Here is a 16345-nt window from a genome sequence, read left to right on the forward strand (position 1 = left end):
GACGGATAGGTTCCAACGCACAGGCGTCGAGGTTTCCCGATCCAATGCATGTTGCTATGTAAGCTGTTCTCACACCGGCGAATGCGCAGCAAGGGGCTGTCAGCCGGAGCTTCGCATTTTCGCGAGAATCACATAAATTGGATGGCCGCACGCACTCAGGCGCGGGAGGCGGCGGGTTCGTGGGCCGCGAGCGACTCCTCGGCCAGCTTGTGGACGGCCCGGAGATCAAGCTTGCCGCTGCCCAGCATGGGGATCGACGGGACCTTGAAGACGTGGTCGCGGCGCGGGATGAAGAGGTTGGGCAGGCCCATCTCGACGAGCCTTCCCAGGGCCGCGTCGACCTTGGCGTCGTCCAGGGTGGTCAGGACGGCGAGCTTCTCGCCCTTCTTGGGGTCGCCGACCGAGGTCACGGCGAACTGCTGGGTGTCCGCCTTGACCGCCTCTTGCAGGGCCTCCTCGACGCGGCCGTGGGGGACCATCTCGCCGCCGATCTTCGAGAACCGCGAGAGCCGGCCCGTGATCTTGAGGAAGCCGTCGTCGCTCAACAAACCCAGGTCGCCGGTGTTGTACCAGCCGTCGACGAAGGCCTTGGCCGTCAGGTCTTCGCGACCGAGATAGCCCTGCATGACGTTCGGGCCCTTGACGTAGACGAGGCCCTCCTCGTTCGGGCCCATCGTGTCGCGGGTGGTCGCCGAGACGATCCGGACCGCCACGCCCGGGACCGGCTGGCCCACGTAGCCGCGCCGCGCCCCGGGCTGGAAGAACCGCGGGGCCCGGAAGTCGAACGCGTTGACCGCGACCACCGGCGAGCACTCGGTGACCCCGTAGCCTTCCATCGGCCGGATGCCGAATGCATCCTCGAAGGCCGCCAGCAGCGAGTCCGGCAATCGCTCGGCGCCGGCGAGGACGAGCCGCAGCGACCCGAATTGCGACGGCGTGCAGCGCCGGATGTAGAGGTGCAGGAACGTCGGAGTCGCCATCAGGACCGTCACCGAGAAACGTTCCACGAGCTGGCCCACCGAGATCGCGTCTAGCGGCGAGGGGTGGAAGGCCGACCCCATGCCGCTCGTCTTGGCGAACCAGAACATCATGTAGCCGAACGAGTGGAAGAACGGCAGGATCGAGGCCAGGCGGTCGTGCGGCAGCACCCGGTACATCCGGCGGATCGCCTCGATGTCCGAGATGACGTTGAAATGCGTGAGCACCACGCCCTTGGGCTCGCCCGTGCTGCCGCTGCTGAAGATGATCGTCGCCACGTCGTCGAGCGACACGGGCCTGGTCGCCCCGGCGTAGCGTTCCAACGTCTTGATCGGGGCGAACAGGGCCAGGGCCAGGGCCTTCAGCTTGTCGCTCCGGGTGATCTTCGCCATCTCATCCTCGGCGTAGATCAGCCTGAGCCCGCCGGGAGCTTCGAGCTTGGCCTTCGCGAGGAACTGGCGGCTGGTGATCAGGGTTTTCAGCCCCGCCTGCCTCGCGGCCGACTCCATCCCCGCGCGACCGGCCGTGAAGTTCAGGTTGACGACCGCCTTGCCCGCGAGGGCGGCCCCGATGTTGATCACCGCCGCGCCCAAGCTCGCCGGCAGCATCACGCCGACGTTCGTCTCGCCGTCCCAGTGCGGCCGCAACTGTCGGGCGATCGCCAGCGCCCCGGCCAGCGTGCGGCTGTAGGACAGGGGCGGCTTCTGGAGGTCCATCAGGGCGTGCCGCCGAGGGTGGCGACGGGCCTCGCGGATGAAACCGTGATGCAGGGGGCGCGAGTCGTTCTTGCGATAGGTCCAGGCGGCGTTGTCGAGGTCGCGGATCGCCTGACGCATCTCGAACAGCGAGGCCGTCGGGGGAAGGGGGGCGCCGATCGAGACCGTGACGGGCAAGGGGATCCGCCCCGGCAGCCGCCGGCCGCTCACGGGCGCGAAGACGCTCTCGTACAGCCGGTCGAGGTGGATCGGGATGATGGGCGTCGTCCGGTTCTTGACGATCCGCTGCAAGCCGCGCTGGAATGGGCCGATCAGGCCCGTGCGCGTGAGCTGGCCCTCGGGGAAGATGCAGACCAACTCCCCGGCGTCGAGCGCCCGGCCGGCCTCGCGGAAGGCTTGCAAGATCAACCGCGGGCCTCCCGACGCCGAGATCGGGATCGCCCGCATGGCCCTGAGCAACCGGCCCAGGATCGGTTTATCGAAGAACTCGGAGAAGATGACGAACCGCACCGGCCGGTCCGACAGCGCCATGATGAACAGGCCGTCGACGAACGAGACGTGGTTCGGGACCAGTAGCGCCTGGCCCTCCTTGGGCACGTTCTCCCGGCCCACGAACCGGATGCGGTAGATCGTGGCGCCCATGCTCAGGAAGACGAAGCGGAAGAATGCCTCGGGCACGAGCGTCATCGCCCACAGATACCCGACGGCCAGCCCGAGCCCGATCATCAGGAAGACGCCCCGTCCCGAGACCTCCGCCCAGGCGAGCACTAGGGCCAACACCGAGCCGGCGAGCATCCCCGCGTAGACGAGCACGTTCGTGGCCGCGATCACGGCGCCCCGCCGATCCGCCGGCGACCGCCACTGGATCAGCGCGTTCAAGGGGACGAGCAAGAACCCCGCGAAGAAGCCGAGCAGCCCCATCAGCAGGATTGTGCCGTACAGCCCGGGTCCCCAGGCCGCGAACGTCAGCGCCGAGAGCGACATCCCGAGCGCCCCCAGCGGCAGCAGCCCGTACTCGACCTGCGCCCCCGACAGCCTGCCGGCCAGGTAGCAGCCGATTCCGATGCCGATCCCCAGGGCCCCCAGCGGCAGCGTCGCCAGCCAGGCGTCGAGGTGCAGGACGACCTTCGCATAAGGCAGGACCGGGGCCGGGATCAGGCTGGCGATGCTCCAGACGATCACCTGGCCGACGACGGCCAGCCGCAGCACGCGGTCGGCGCGGATCGCGTCATAGGCCATGCGAAGGGTCTCCGCGAGGCCGCCGGCGCTCCGCGCCGGGGCGACCGTGGGGATCCGCATCGCGGCGAGCAGGCCGATCGCCGAGAGGATCGCCAGCGGCAGGCCGGCGAACCACGGCTGCTTCCGGGTGACCTCGAACAGCGGCCCGGCGGCGACGGTTCCGGCGATGATGGCGACGTTCGTGAACATCTCCAGCAGCCCGTTGCCGCGGGAAAGCTCACCGCGCGAGAGGATCTCGGGAAGGATCCCGTACTTCGCCGGGCTGTAGAGCGCGGCCTGGACGCCGAGCAGCCCCAGGACGAGCAGGACGGGCCAGCCGCCCGCCGGGTGGACCATGAGGAAGAACGTCCCCAGGAGCATCAGGCCGAGCTCGGCGATCTTCATCCAGACGATAATCGACTTCTTGCCGACGCGGTCGGCGAGCACGCCGGCCGGCAGCGAGACGAATAGGAGCGGGACCATGAGCACGATCTGGGCGATCGCCGTCCGGCTCTGGCCCTGGCTCTCCGTCGCGGCCGCGGCCACCGCCAGGAGGATGACGAACTGCTTCCAGGCGTTGTCGTTGAAGGCCCCCAGGAACTGCGTCGCCAGCAGCCCCCGGATCGCGCGGAGGCCCGCGGGCGCCGCCGATCCCTCTTGGAGTCCCTGCATGCTCGCGACGTCGGCCATCGGCCCGGCTCCTGGTCCATTGTTCATCAAGGAGGGCGGGACGGCTCCGAAGCCCTCGGAGCCCGGAGGATGACCCACGCCCGGATTATGATCAAGTCCGAGTCTTCAGGGACAGGCGACGCCGGGATTTCCGGCCCGGCCGACGGGCGGCCGGGTTCCTTCGCGGCCGGCCGGGCGATACGCTGGAGGCTGTCGCGTCGGTCGAGAACGGGCCCGACGCCGGACGGTCGGGTCGAAAGGGGATCGGGTTTCCATGCGCGTGCTCATCACCGGGGGCGCCGGCTTCATCGGCTCGCATCTGGCCGACGCCTACCTGGATCGGGGCGACGAGGTCTTCATCCTCGACGACCTCTCGACGGGAAGCATCGACAACATCCGCCACCTCCGCGCGCGGCCGAAGTTCCACTACGTCATCGAAAGCGTACACCACGCCTCGACCGTGGCGGAACTCGTCGACCAGTGCGACGTCGTCTTCCACCTCGCGGCGGCCGTCGGCGTCAAGTTGATCGTCGAGAGCCCCGTGCGGACGATCGAGACCAACGTCCACGGCGCCGAGGTCGTGCTCGCCGCCGCCAACAAGAAGAAGAAGAAGGTCCTGCTGGCGTCGACCTCGGAAGTCTACGGCCTGAGCGAGGACGTCCCGTTCCGCGAGGACGGCAACCTCGTGCTCGGCGCGACCAGCAAGGGGCGCTGGAGCTACGCCTGCTCGAAGGCCATCGACGAGTTCCTCGCCCTGGCCTACTGGCGCGAGCGCAAGCTGCCGACGGTTTTGGTCCGGCTGTTCAACACCGTCGGCCCCCGCCAGACGGGCCAGTACGGCATGGTCGTGCCGACGTTCGTCAAGCAGGCCCTGACCGGCCGACCGATCACCATCTACGGCGACGGCGCCCAGTCGCGCTGCTTCACCGACGTCAGCGACGTCATCGCCGCGCTCGTCGGCTTGATGGACCACCCCGGCGCCGTCGGCGAGGTCTACAACATCGGCTCGACGGAGGAGGTCACCATCCGCCAACTCGCGGAACGCGTGCGGACCCTCACCGACTCGACCTCGGAGATCGTCCACATCCCCTACGAGCAGGCCTACGGCGACGGCTTCGAAGACATGCCTCGGCGCGTCCCGGACCTTTCCAAGATCCACGCGCTCATCGGATATCAGCCCCGCAAGTCGCTCGACCAGATCCTCGGCGGCGTGATCGATTTCTTCCGCGACGCCCCGACCGCCCCGACGCGGCCCGAGCCGATCGCGGGCTGACCGGCCCGTGCGGTCGCCTCAGCGGGCCCGACGCTCCAGGTCCTCTCGGAGAAGGCCGAAGAACGACTGGACGTCGACCAGCTCGAACCGGTCCTCGGGATGCTTCGCCCGCAGCGCGTCGAACGCGCGGACGACGTCGTCGGGCGACATCCAGACGATGCGATACAGCAGGAAGGCGGGCTCGCCCGCCGGCCGCTTCGCGATCCGGCCGTGGATCAGTTCGGCCGCCGCCTCGGACTGGGTGAAATCCCAGGGCTCGCTGATCAATTCCGTGACGGGCATGCCTTTCCAGAGATGGGTCTTCGGCGGCTTCCCGCCCTGGCCGTGCAGGTCCATCACGATCGTGGCGTAGCCGTCGGGGGCGAACGCATGGAAGGCGTCCTTGACCGCGGCCGTCGGCTGGTCCCAGTCGAGGATCAAGGGCGCGATCGTCATGTCGGCCTCGCGGAAGAACTTGCGGTTGTGCCCGACGAACAGGGGCAGGCTCGATTCCGGGACCAGGTTCGGATTGAAATAACCGTAAGCGTCCGGTCGTCCACACTCTTGACGCGACCTGCGATCTCTACCCCATCCGGCTCGTTCAGCCCGCCTCCTCCAGGATTCGTCGCACCGAGGACCGGCCGATCCCCACTCGTCGCGCGATCTCGGAGTGGCTCACCCGCTCGGCCTTGAGTCGGAGAACCTCCTCGGACTTCAGCGACGCCGTCCGGGGCCGGCCGTGCCGTCGGCCTTCCTTGCGGGCCTGGGCGATCCCTGCCCGGACCCTCTCTCGCAGGATCTCCCGTTCGAACTCGGCGAAGATCGCCAGCATCCCCGCCGTCGCTCGGCCCGCTGAGGTCGTCAGGTCGAGGGCCTCGGTCAGCGACACGAAGCCGATGCCCAGCTCGGTCAGATCCCGGAGCGTGGTCATCAAGTCGGCCACCGACCGGCCCCAGCGGTCGAGACGCCAGACCACGATCACGTCGACCTCGCGGCGACGTGCCGCCATCAAGAGAGACTTCCGCCCCGGACGCTCCTTCGACCCCGAGCCGACGTCCTCGATTTGTGTCGCGGCGACCCAGCCACGATTCTCGATGTAAGTCGCCATCGCCTCGGATTGGAGGCCGAGGGTCTGCTGATCGTGGGTCGAGACGCGGGCGTAAAGTCCGGCACGCATGGGCTGGCCCTCGCTGGCCAAAAACCCCGCCGGGCCGGGACGGTCAAACCCCTCGTTTCACCGCGTCGCGAAGAGCCGCCGGCGGGGTGACCATTATCTATCCCTTTCGGCCGCCCGACGGCCACGGCAACACCCGGCGATCCGGTAGGAGGTCTTCGATCCGGCTGGCCGGGTGCGTGCTCACCCGGTCGAGCACGTCCCGCAGGTAGGCGAACGGCTCGTTGCCCAGGGCCTTGCAACTCTGCACCAGGCTCAGAAGCGTCGCCGCCGTGCGCCCGCCTCGGTCGCTGCCCAGGTGCAGCCAGTTCTTCCGTCCCAGGGCGATCGGCCGGATCGCGTTCTCCGTCGCGTTGTTGTCGATCGACAGGTGCGGAGACTCGAGATACCGCGTCAGGGCGACCCTGTTCGACCGGGCGTAGGCGATCGCCTCGCCGATGGGGCTCTTCGGCATCACCTTCATCGCCTCGTGATCCAGCCACGCCCACAGCGACTCCAGAACCGGCCGCGACCGCTCGCTCCGGGCCGCCATCAGTCGGACATCGCCCCACCCGCCGTCCCGGGCCTCGCGTTCGACCGCGTAGAGGCGGCCGATCCGCGCGATCGCCGCGTGCGATCGGTCCGGGTCGCTGGTGCGAGCTTCGTGGAACTTCCGCCGCGCGTGGGCCCAGCAGCCCACCTCCACCAGGCCGCGCTTGTGCAGGCCGTCGTAGCCGGCGTAGGCGTCGGATTGGAGATAGCCCGACCGGTAGCCCTCGAGGAACCGCTCGGGGCCGGCGCGGCCCCGGTCCGGGGTGTAATCATAGACGACGAACGGGTTGTCGCGGTCGCCGAGGTAGGCCCAGAGCCGGCCGGTCTTGGACCCCTTGCCGTCGTGGTCCTGGACCGTCACCGGCGTGTCGTCGGTGCCGATGACCGCCGAGGTCAGGACCCGGCGGGCCATCGCCTTGACGATCGGCTCGAGGAGTCCGGCGCAGGCGGCCATCCAGTCGCACATCGTCGAGCGGGCCAGCGCGACGCCATTCCGCCGGAAGATCCCCTCGAGGCGATACAGCGGCAGGTAGTCGGCGAACTTGCTGACCGCGACGTGGGCCAGCAGGCCGGCGCCGGGCAGCCCCTTCTCGATCGGCTCGGGGAGCCGCTCGGCGATCGCGACGTGGGCCTGGCAATCCTTGCAGGCATATTTGGGACGGACATGCTCCAGGACCACGAGGCTGGCGGGGATGTACTCGAGCTGCTCGCGGGCCTCCTCGCCGATCCTGCGGCGTTCGGCCCCGCATTCGGGGCAGGCGCGGTCTTCGAGGGGGACGTCGTGGACGATCCGCTTGCGGGGCAGGCTCGCCGACAGCGGCTTGCGGCCGCCGCCGCGGGGGTTCGCCGGGGGCGTGTCGGCCTCCACCTCGGCGGTCGGCCCCGGGGCGGGGACCTCGACGACGTCGGCGGCGAAGAGGAGCAACTGGGCGGGGTCGACCCGCTCGCCCTTCCTGCCGAACTTCTGCCGGAGGAGTCGCTCGAGCTGGTGCTGGAGCTTGCTGATGAGCAGGCCCTGCCGACGCAGGGTCTCGGCCTGCTCGCGGAGCTGGAGGTGGGCGGCGGCCAGGTCGTCGGGGAGCGAGACGTCGTCGGTTCGCATCACCCTATTATACGACGACGCATGATCGCGCGTTGGCGCAACACCGCGAGGCTTTCAGGGCGTGGCGAGGGAATATCGCGGCCGCCGCCGGGCGGCCTTCAGGTCGATCCCGCCGAGCATGGCGGCGAGCTCGGCGGGGGTCCACTCGATCCCCGCGGCGGCGGGATCGGGCCAGCGGAAGGTGCCGACCTCGAGCCTCTTCATCCAGAGGGCGAAGCCGTCCCTGTCCCAATACAGGATCTTGATCCGGTCGCGGCGACGGTTGGCGAAGACGAGCAGATGCCCCGAGGTCGGGTCCTGGCCGAGGGCGTCGCGGGCGACCTGCGCCAGGCCGTCATAGCTCTTCCTGAGGTCGACCGGGGCGGCGGCGACGTAGACGCGGAGGGTCGAAGGCAGGCCGATCATGGGCGGCCCTCGATCGCGTCCACGAGGCGTCGGAGGGTCTCGGCGTCGAAGCCGGGGGCGACGGCAATCCGGCGGCGGCCGTCGAGGATCAGGACCAGGGCGTCGGCGGTCGGGGCGGACTCGGGGGCGACCGGGTCGGCGACCAGGGTGACGGGGACGAGGCGAGGCCGATCGGTCGGGCTCGGGGCGGCGGCGGTGGGCTCGGGCGCGAGGGAGGGGGAGGGTCGGGCGTAGAGGCGCTTGCGGAAGGCGTGGAGGGGGAGGCCGAGGCGGCGGCAGAACTCGGCCTGGGTGAGGCCGCTGCGACGCTGGTCGTCGAAGACCTGGCGCCAGGGGATAGGATCGGCGTAGCGAAGCGGCATGGTGGGCTCCCCGGGCGGGTGGTCGCCCCGCCGAGGAGATCGTCGCCGCGAATCAGGCGACTTTCCAGACGTGGTTCAGCGGACGCTTACAAATAACCGGCCGCGCTGGCGTCGGCCGTGAACAGGTCGTTGGGCGAGGCGGTCGCGTAATAATGGGCGATGAGGTCGGGGTACGACTCGACCAGGTTCGGGTTGATCCCCCAGGCCAGCGGCAGCTTGCCCCGCGCCGGGGAGTCCCACTTCGGCGGCAGGATCTCGTAGAGCGGCATCGTCGAGTCGTAATCGGCCATGAACATCGCGATGTACGTCGTGTCGCCGGGCCCGCGCCGGACGGGCGGGCGGCGCTGGGCCAGCGGCTTCCGCGGGGCCTGACTGTGGAACGACTGGTTGAAGCTGTCGCCGGTGACCGTGTTCTGGTAGCAGCCGAACGGCGAGATCAGCCGCACCGTCTCCCACTCGGTCGGGACGGGGTCGTGCCGGCTGGCGTGGCCGGGGACGGCGGCGTACTTGGCGAACGAGAAGAAGCCGGCCAACTCGGTCAGCTCGCGGCCGGCCGCATGCCGGGCGACCGAATCCAGGATCAGCCGGTAGGTTTCCAGGTCGAGCCCGAGCCGCTGGCCCGGGTCGTCGCCGGGGACCTCGTCGCCCCAGGGGGAGAGGTCGAAGACGAACGACCGATTCTTGACCGCCCAGTCGCGGGTGACGACGTCGCCGAGACCGCCGACGGCCCGCAGCGTGGCGGCGTCCTCGTTCAGAAGCAGGCGATGCGAGGAGCAGCGACCCTTGTCGAGATATTCGCGTACGGCCCACCGGTAGGCGTCGTTCTTCTTGCTGCCGGTCTCTTTGCCGTCGAATCGATTGCGAAGGTCGATGAGGATGGGGAGCTTCCAGGCCTTCAAACGCGACTCGGCCAGCTCGGGGCTGAGGACCACCGCGTCCTCGACGCCCGCGACGGTCGTGGCGACGTTCACGGTCGCCGGGACGGCCGGATCCCAGATCACGGCCCCGCGGAGATGCTCGCGCGCCAGCTCGACCAGGGCGTCGAGGTCGACCGGAGTCGGCGCCCCGCGGACTTCGAGCCATCCTCCCGGGCGGCGGAGGATTTCGAGCCAGTAGTCGGGACGCTTGTTGGCGTTCGACCGGATGTAGACGCGGGGCGAATCTCGGTTGATGATCCCCTGGAGCGTCGCCGCCGCCATCGCCTCGTCGTACGAGGCGGCGTCCCCCCGGGCGGCGAGGGTGTGGGTGATGATCGCGGGCCCCTCGGCGCGGGCGATCGTCCCGGCGGAGGCGATCGAAGCCAGGGCCACGGCGAAGAAACGGTGGGCGCGGCGGGAGTTCATCATGGCGGGGGCTCGCGGGGCGGGGGGAGGAGCCTGCGTCAAGGCGTGGTCCGCGGATCCTCGCCCGACGGCCCGGGCCTGTCAAGGGACGAGCTCCTGGCGTGGGGCCCGGCCATCAGTCGGCCCGACGGTCGGCCCATGTCGCGGGACCGTCCCGACGGGGCGTCGAATCGCCGCCGGGCGACTCTCGGCGCTTGCGTCGCGAGGCGGGAGGACTTACAACCGATTCGGCCTCGTCGTGCGAGAGACCACGGCGGTCGCGGGTGTCGCGCGGCGTCGGTTGCTTGGGGTGGATCGGCCTCGGCGCAGGGGCGTCCGACGGCCTCAGAGACGAGAGAGGGTTGGATGAGCGATCAGAACGTGGCGGCGCGGACGCGCGCGGCCCTCGACGCGGGCGAGGGGATCCTGAGGCTGGCCCCGACCTGGGTGCCCCGTTCCTTCCTGATGCCGGGCGCCCGGCTGAAGCTGTCGCGCGAGGACCTCTACGCCCTCGGCACCCACCGCGGCGGCATCGACGAGCGCTGGTTCTCCTCGACCACGCCCGCCGCGAACGAGGGCGCCCCGCCCGACGAGGGCCTGAGCTACGTCGTCCACGACGGCGCCAAATTCACGCTCCGCGACGCCGTGGGGGCCCACGCCGACGAGTTGATCGGCCCGGCGCTCAACGCCAAGTACAAGCGGTGGCCGGTCTACAGCAAGTTCTTCGACAACCTCGGCCCGATCCCCCACCACATGCACCAGAGCCAGGAGCAGGCCGAGAAGATCGGCCTGGAGGGGAAGCCCGAGAGCTACTACTTCCCCCCCCAGCTCAACTGGACCGGCAACAACTTCCCCTACACCTTCATGGGCCTGGAGCCGGGCACCACGAAGGAGCAGGTCCGCCGCTGCCTGGAGGACTGGAACAAGGGCGACAACGGCATCCTCGACCTGTCGAAGGCGTACCGCCTGAAGCCCGGCACCGGCTGGCTCGTCCCGCCCGACGTGCTCCACGCCCCCGGGTCGCTCGTCACCTATGAGCCCCAGTGGGGATCCGACGTCTTCGGCATGTACCAGTCGCTCGTCGAGGGCCGACGCGTCCCCTGGGAGCTGCTGGTCAAGGACGTCCCCAAGGAGTACCACCAGGACCTCGACTACCTCGTCGAGCAGCTCGACTGGGAGCAGAACGTCGACCCCGAGTTCAAGGCCAACCACTACCTGGAGCCGATCGTCCGCACCGGCTCGGAGCAGGAAGGGTTCGTCGACAAGTGGATCGTCTACGGCACGGTCGCCGGCAAGCAGGTCTTCAGCGCCTGCGAGCTGACCGTCCTGCCGGGCCGCTCGGTCACGATCAAGGACCCGGGCGCCTACGGCCTGGTCGTGGTGCAGGGGAGCGGCCACATCGGCAAGCTCGACGTCGACAGCCCCAACTTCATCCGCTTCGGCGAGGTGACCAAGGACGAGGTCTTCGTCACCCACAAGAGGGCCGGCGAGGGCGTGACGTTCAAGAACACCGGCAGCGAGCCGTTCGTGAGCCTCCGCTACTTCGGGCCCGACGCGCATTCGGACCTGCCGAAGGTGGGCGACTACCTCAAGGTCGGCTAAACTGACGAGGTCCCGGGCTTGAACTCCGGGATGCCCCTCTGCGGGGTCCGTCCGCGAGCCGAGCGGGCGGACCCGGCCGTCGCAACGCTTCGAGGTCCGCCGCATGGTCTTGAACTGGGCCGCGTTCGCCATCGTCCTGCTGTTGGTCCTCGGGGGCCTGTTCGCGGTCCTGATCATGTTCAGCCTCTCGCGGGCGGCCACCGGCGGCGACGTCGACTGGCAGATCGACCGCATCGACCGCAAGCTCGACCTGATCCTCACGCACCTCGGCATCGGCCACGACGAGCACGTCCCCGAATCGGTCATGGCGTTGATACGCCTGGGCAAGACCGCCGAGGCCGTCAAGGAGTACCAGCTGCGGACGGGCTCGCGGGCATCCGTCGCCCGCCGCGAGATCGACCACCTGATCTCGAAGGCCTCCGCCCCCAAAAGTTCGATCGAAGGCGAAGTGTAGACCCGCACGACCCCGCGACCGTCCCGAGGGCTTCCCCGTGATGGATGACCGAGGCTGGAGCGACCCGGACGACGACGAAGATCCGCTGCGCGACGGCGTGAGGGGAGAACTCTCACCCGGAGAGACCCTGCTCTGGACCGAACGCCCGGCGCTCCCTCGGATGCGGCGGATTCGCGCCATGCCGTTGATCTTCGTGGCCGCGTTGACCGCCCTTTCGGGCGTGTCGCTCGCCGCGATGCTGGGGATCATGCCCCAGGGCCCGGTCGACCCCTGGACGCTGCTGACGACCTTCGGCCTGGCCCCGGCGATCATCGGCGGCCTGATCGCGCTCGACCTCTCGCGACGCGCCGGGTCGTGGCTGGCCCGGCGGTGGTCGCTCGCCCGGACGGTCTACGCCCTGACCGACCAGCGGGTCATCATCGGCCGTTACGACGCCCAAGACGGCGGCCTCGACGCCTTCTCGCTGATCCCCGGCATGATCGCCGACACGACCCGCTTCGAGTACTCCGACGGCACCGGCGACCTCTATTTCGAGGGGCTCGACACCCTCGTGCGGGGGCCGATCGGCTTCTTCGGCATCCGCCGGGTCCGCAGCGTCGACCGGCTCCTGCGCGAGACCCTCATCGACCCGTTCGCCCGATGGTGAACCGACTCCCGGACGATCCCCTGACTCTCCCGACGAAACGACGCGCGAGGTGGATTCGATGAGCCCGACCCATACGCACAACTTCCCGAAGCTGCACAACGCCGCCTGGCCCGGAGTGGTCGGCAAGGGGGGCGAGGACGGCGACCCCAGCATCGACCTCGACGTCATGCTCGACCTGACCGCGGCCGCCGCGGTGGACGGCGTCAAGTTCGACGGCTTCGACCTGTTCCTGTTCGCGCCTCACGTCGACATCGACTCGACCGACGACCAGATCAAGGAGCTGGCCGACAAGGCCTCTCGGCGCGGCCTGACGATCGGCTCGGTCGTGGCGCCCGTCTGGCCGCCGACGGGCGGCGGCTCCGCGATGGACGAGGGCGAGGGTCGCAAGAAGTTCCTGGAACAGGTCAAGAAGGGCTGCCGGATCGCCAGGAAGCTCCGCGAGCTGGGCGTGCGGCCCTACGGCGTCGTCCGCTTCGACTCCGCGTGCAGCCCCGAGGCCTGGTCGGCCGACCCCGAGGGGAACCAGAAGAAGATCGCCGAGACCTTCAAGCAGGCCGCCGCCATCGCCAAGGACCACGGCGAGAAGCTCGCCGCCGAGGGCGAGATCTGCTGGGGCGGCATGCACTCGTGGCGGAAGATGCTCGACCTGCTCGAACGCGTGGACGAGCCCGGCGTGGTGGGCTTCCAGGCCGACATGGCCCATACGCTCCTCTACACGCTGGGCGAGAACGCCCCCGAGGACCGGATCCTCCCCGAGGGCTACGACTGGAAGGACAAGCACGTCCTCGACGAGGCCCTGAAGACGCTGACCGACGCGCTCCGGCCCTGGACGCTCGACTTCCACGTCGCCCAGAACGACGCCTCGGTCTTCGGCTCGGGGTCGCACGACCACACCGGCCGCCACTGCCTGGCGAACGACCCCGACGGCAAGCTCGACATCCCCCACCACGCCGGCTTCTGGCTCCGCGACCAGACCGGCCGGCCGACGAGGGCGTTCAAGCACATCTGCTGGGACGGCTGCATGTTCCCCAACGAGGTCATGATGAAGCCCCAGACCTGGAACGACATCCTCGCCGCGATGATCCAGGTCCGCGACGCCCACGGCTGGACCGAGTGAACTCCGCCGAACCCAACCGCCTACGCACATCCCATCAGGTGAGATCATGTCCGAGAAGAAAGCGCTCAACATCGGCCTCGTCGGCTACGGCTTCATGGGCCGGACGCACTCCAACGCCTACAAGCGGGTCAACGACTTCTTCGACGTCGCCTACCGGCCCGTGCTGAAAGCCGTCTGCGGCCGCGACAAGGCCGCCGCGCAGGCGTTCGCCGACAACTGGGGCTACGAGTCGGTCGAGACCGACTGGCGGAAGCTGGTCGAGCGCAAGGACATCGACGCGATCGACATCTGCACGCCCAACAACACCCACGCCGAGATCGCCATCGCCGCCGCCGAGGCCGGCAAGATCATCCTCTGCGAGAAGCCGCTGGCGATGGACCTGGTGCAGGGCCAGGCGATGGTCGACGCGGTCGAGAAGGCCGGCGTGATCAACACCGTCTGGTACAACTACCGCCGCGTCCCGGCCGTGACCCTGGCCAAGCAGCTCATCGACGAGGGCCGGCTGGGGCGGATCTTCCACTACCGCGCCGAGTTCCTCCAGGACTGGACGATCTCGACCGACCTCCCCCAGGGGGGCGCGGGGCTCTGGCGGCTCGACGCCGCCGCCGCCGGCTCGGGCGTCACGGGCGACCTGCTCGCCCACTGCATCGACACCGCGCTCTGGCTCAACGGCCACATCTCGACGATCTCGGCCATGACCGAGACGTTCATCAAGGAGCGCAAGCACACCCAGACGGGCAAGGTCCAGCCGGTCGGCATCGACGACGCCTGCGCCTTCCTCTGCCGGTTCGAGAACGGCTCTCTCGGCCTGTTCGAGTCCACCCGCTACGCCCGCGGCCACAAGGCGCTGTACACGTTCGAGATCAACGGCGAGAAGGCCTCGATCAAGTGGGACCTCCAAGACCTGCACCGGCTGGACTACTTCGACCACGGCGACGACGGCATCCTCCGCGGCTGGCGGTCGATCCACGTCACCGACGGCGACCAGCCCTACATGAAGCACTGGTGGGTGCCCGGCCTTCAGATCGGTTATGAGCATACGTTCGTGCATCAGGTCGCCGACTTCCTGGAGAACCTCGCCAAGGGCGAGTCGACCGCGCCCACGTTCCGCGACGCCCTGGCCACGCAAGCCGTGTGCGACGCCGTGCTCGACTCGGCCGAGCACAAGAAGTGGGAGGCGGTCGTCCCTGTCTGAGCCCCCAGCAAGCACGCCGGCCCTGCGAACCTCTCCACCAACCTCGGCCTCGGGACCGTCGCCATGAAGACCGGAATGAACCTGCTGCTCTGGACCGACCACGTGAGCGAGGCCCAGGACGGCGTCCTGGAGCTGATCAAGGCCATCGGCTTCGACGCGGTCGAGGTGCCGATCTTCAAGACCGACGACCTGGGCGACTACAAGCGGCTGGGCGATCGGCTGCGGGCGTTGGGCCTGGGCGCGACGGCCGTCACGGTGATGGGCGGGCCTGAGATCAACCCGATCTCCGCCGACCCCCGATCGCGGGCGGCGGCCGTGACCTATCTCGACCGCGTGCTGGAATGCGGCCAGCATTTCGGCTGCGAGATCCTCTGCGGGCCGCTCCATTCCACGATCGGCCTCTTCTCCGGCAAGGGGCCGACCGAGTCGGAATTCCAGTACGGCGTCGAGACCCTGCAGCAGGTCGCCGAGAAGGCCGAGGCCCGCGGCATCCGGCTGGCCGTCGAGGCCCTGAACCGTTTCGAGAACTACTTCCTGACCACGGCCGAGCAGACGGCCAAGTTCATCCGCGCGGTGGACCACCCGTTCTGCCGGATGATGTTCGACAGCTTCCACGCCAACATCGAGGAGAAGGACCAGGCCGCGGCCATCCGCCTGGTCAAGGAGGAGACGATCCACGTCCACGTCTCCGAGAACGACCGCGGCACGCCCGGGACGGGCCAGGTGGCCTGGGAGTCGTTCTTCGACGGCCTCAAGCAGACGCATTACGACGGCTACCTGACGATCGAGGCCTTCGGTCTGGCCCTGCCCGCGCTCGCCGCCGCGACTCGCGTCTGGCGGCCCCTGTTCCCCGACGCCGAGGGCCTCTGCCGCGAGGGCCTGGCCTTCATCAAGAAGAACATCGCCTGAACTCCGATTCATCCCCGATCGAGGATCGCCCGCCCATGTCGCAGCGCTTCGCCCGAGGTCTCGCCGCCGCCTCGTCCATGATGGTCTTCCTCGGCGGGGCTCTCGGGGCCTGGCCGGGCGACCCGCAGGCCCCCGCGCAGCAGCCCGCCGCGGCGAAGGGGCAGAACCCACCGCCCAAGCCTCAGCCGCGTCCCCAGGGCCAGCCCCTGGCCGTCGACCCGGCCCTCGTGACCGTCGACGACGGCGACACGGTCGTCATCCACTGGCCGGGCGACGAGGAGACGGTCCGGATCCTGGGCATCGACTCGCCCGAGACCCGCCACGACGCCCACAAGATCCCCTACGACCAGTCCTTCGGCCTGGAGGCCCGGGCCTTCGCCCAGGGTGCCTTCGCGACGGCGACGAAGATCGACCTGGTCCGCTCGGCGACGCTCGATCCCTACGGCCGGACGCTGGGCTATCTGATCGTCAACGGCAAGAACTACTCGGTCCTCATCGTGACGGCCAGGCTCGCTGAGGAGACGGTGACGTTCTACGGCGACAACGGCCTGCCGCAGCTCGCCGCCGAGGTCATGGCCGCGGCGAAGTCGGCCGGCGCCATGCCGTTCGAGCCGCCGCACGTCTTCCGCAAGCGGATGCGAAACGTCGTCGACGGCCCCGCCCCCGCGCCGGCCGCACCTCGGCCCTGAGAGG

General features: G+C 69.3%; 14 protein-coding genes and 1 pseudogene. 8 read left to right on the forward strand and 7 right to left on the reverse strand.

From position 1 onward, the window contains the following. Nucleotides 1–155: 155 nt before the first annotated feature. Nucleotides 156–3602, reverse strand: coding sequence for an MFS transporter (locus tag PZE19_RS05225; protein ID WP_277859516.1), 3447 nt, complete (start codon nt 3600–3602; stop codon nt 156–158). Nucleotides 3603–3855: 253 nt separating this feature from the next. On the opposite strand from PZE19_RS05225, the gene PZE19_RS05230 reads away from it, so the two are divergent. Further along, on the forward strand, nt 3856–4854 hold the full coding sequence (locus tag PZE19_RS05230) for a GDP-mannose 4,6-dehydratase (protein ID WP_277859517.1): 999 nt from the start codon (nt 3856–3858) through the stop codon (nt 4852–4854). Between the two features lie 18 nt (nt 4855–4872). On the opposite strand, the pseudogene PZE19_RS05235 reads toward PZE19_RS05230, so the two are convergent. From PZE19_RS05235 to PZE19_RS05260, 6 genes and pseudogenes are all read right to left on the reverse strand, one after another. Beyond that, nucleotides 4873–5373 (reverse strand): annotated as a pseudogene (locus PZE19_RS05235) (hypothetical protein); the annotation flags it as partial. A 61-nt stretch (nt 5374–5434) separates the two neighbouring features. Beyond that, nucleotides 5435–6010 (reverse strand): recombinase family protein, encoded by a 576-nt coding sequence (locus PZE19_RS05240; RefSeq protein WP_277859518.1) that lies wholly within the window; start codon nt 6008–6010, stop codon nt 5435–5437. A gap of 97 nt (nt 6011–6107) precedes the next feature. Continuing rightward, the gene (tnpC, locus tag PZE19_RS05245; protein ID WP_277859519.1) at nt 6108–7640 is read right to left on the reverse strand and encodes an IS66 family transposase; all 1533 of its coding nucleotides are present in this window, start codon (nt 7638–7640) and stop codon (nt 6108–6110) included. Between the two features lie 54 nt (nt 7641–7694). Beyond that, entirely contained in the window at nt 7695–8045 is a 351-nt protein-coding gene (tnpB, locus tag PZE19_RS05250) for an IS66 family insertion sequence element accessory protein TnpB (protein WP_277859520.1), read from the reverse strand. Then, the gene (gene tnpA, locus PZE19_RS05255) at nt 8042–8407 is read right to left on the reverse strand and encodes an IS66 family insertion sequence element accessory protein TnpA (RefSeq protein ID WP_277859521.1); all 366 of its coding nucleotides are present in this window, start codon (nt 8405–8407) and stop codon (nt 8042–8044) included. The genes tnpB and tnpA overlap by 4 nt, the downstream gene beginning before the upstream one ends. 86 nt (nt 8408–8493) lie before the next feature. Continuing rightward, nucleotides 8494–9753 (reverse strand): GxGYxYP domain-containing protein, encoded by a 1260-nt coding sequence (locus tag PZE19_RS05260; protein WP_277859522.1) that lies wholly within the window; start codon nt 9751–9753, stop codon nt 8494–8496. Between the two features lie 342 nt (nt 9754–10095). On the opposite strand from PZE19_RS05260, the gene PZE19_RS05265 reads away from it, so the two are divergent. From PZE19_RS05265 to PZE19_RS05295, 7 genes are all read left to right on the forward strand, one after another. Then, complete coding sequence (locus tag PZE19_RS05265) at nt 10096–11331, forward strand: hypothetical protein (protein ID WP_277859523.1); 1236 nt, start codon at nt 10096–10098, stop codon at nt 11329–11331. Nucleotides 11332–11434: 103 nt separating this feature from the next. Beyond that, nucleotides 11435–11785 (forward strand): hypothetical protein, encoded by a 351-nt coding sequence (locus PZE19_RS05270; protein ID WP_277859524.1) that lies wholly within the window; start codon nt 11435–11437, stop codon nt 11783–11785. 37 nt (nt 11786–11822) lie between these two features. Continuing rightward, nucleotides 11823–12431 (forward strand): hypothetical protein, encoded by a 609-nt coding sequence (locus PZE19_RS05275; protein WP_277859525.1) that lies wholly within the window; start codon nt 11823–11825, stop codon nt 12429–12431. Between the two features lie 58 nt (nt 12432–12489). Then, entirely contained in the window at nt 12490–13548 is a 1059-nt protein-coding gene (locus PZE19_RS05280) for a sugar phosphate isomerase/epimerase family protein (RefSeq protein ID WP_277859526.1), read from the forward strand. A 46-nt stretch (nt 13549–13594) separates the two neighbouring features. Continuing rightward, on the forward strand, nt 13595–14743 hold the full coding sequence (locus tag PZE19_RS05285) for a Gfo/Idh/MocA family protein (RefSeq protein WP_277859527.1): 1149 nt from the start codon (nt 13595–13597) through the stop codon (nt 14741–14743). A 63-nt stretch (nt 14744–14806) separates the two neighbouring features. Next, entirely contained in the window at nt 14807–15652 is an 846-nt protein-coding gene (locus tag PZE19_RS05290) for a sugar phosphate isomerase/epimerase family protein (protein ID WP_277859528.1), read from the forward strand. A 35-nt stretch (nt 15653–15687) separates the two neighbouring features. Then, entirely contained in the window at nt 15688–16341 is a 654-nt protein-coding gene (locus tag PZE19_RS05295; RefSeq protein WP_277859529.1) for a thermonuclease family protein, read from the forward strand. Nucleotides 16342–16345: the final 4 nt, after the last annotated feature.

Source organism: Paludisphaera mucosa, from assembly GCF_029589435.1.
GTDB lineage: Bacteria > Planctomycetota > Planctomycetia > Isosphaerales > Isosphaeraceae > Paludisphaera > Paludisphaera mucosa.

Bases quoted from the DNA above. Each gene is read 5' to 3' on its own strand.
- PZE19_RS05225 (WP_277859516.1), bottom strand. From the start codon at position 3,602: ATGGCCGACGTCGCGAGCATGCAGGGACTCCAAGAGGGATCGGCGGCG.
- PZE19_RS05230 (WP_277859517.1), top strand. From the start codon at position 3,856: ATGCGCGTGCTCATCACCGGGGGCGCCGGCTTCATCGGCTCGCATCTG.
- PZE19_RS05240 (WP_277859518.1), bottom strand. From the start codon at position 6,010: ATGCGTGCCGGACTTTACGCCCGCGTCTCGACCCACGATCAGCAGACC.
- tnpC (WP_277859519.1), bottom strand. From the start codon at position 7,640: ATGCGAACCGACGACGTCTCGCTCCCCGACGACCTGGCCGCCGCCCAC.
- tnpB (WP_277859520.1), bottom strand. From the start codon at position 8,045: ATGATCGGCCTGCCTTCGACCCTCCGCGTCTACGTCGCCGCCGCCCCG.
- tnpA (WP_277859521.1), bottom strand. From the start codon at position 8,407: ATGCCGCTTCGCTACGCCGATCCTATCCCCTGGCGCCAGGTCTTCGAC.
- PZE19_RS05260 (WP_277859522.1), bottom strand. From the start codon at position 9,753: ATGATGAACTCCCGCCGCGCCCACCGTTTCTTCGCCGTGGCCCTGGCT.
- PZE19_RS05265 (WP_277859523.1), top strand. From the start codon at position 10,096: ATGAGCGATCAGAACGTGGCGGCGCGGACGCGCGCGGCCCTCGACGCG.
- PZE19_RS05270 (WP_277859524.1), top strand. From the start codon at position 11,435: ATGGTCTTGAACTGGGCCGCGTTCGCCATCGTCCTGCTGTTGGTCCTC.
- PZE19_RS05280 (WP_277859526.1), top strand. From the start codon at position 12,490: ATGAGCCCGACCCATACGCACAACTTCCCGAAGCTGCACAACGCCGCC.
- PZE19_RS05285 (WP_277859527.1), top strand. From the start codon at position 13,595: ATGTCCGAGAAGAAAGCGCTCAACATCGGCCTCGTCGGCTACGGCTTC.
- PZE19_RS05290 (WP_277859528.1), top strand. From the start codon at position 14,807: ATGAAGACCGGAATGAACCTGCTGCTCTGGACCGACCACGTGAGCGAG.
- PZE19_RS05295 (WP_277859529.1), top strand. From the start codon at position 15,688: ATGTCGCAGCGCTTCGCCCGAGGTCTCGCCGCCGCCTCGTCCATGATG.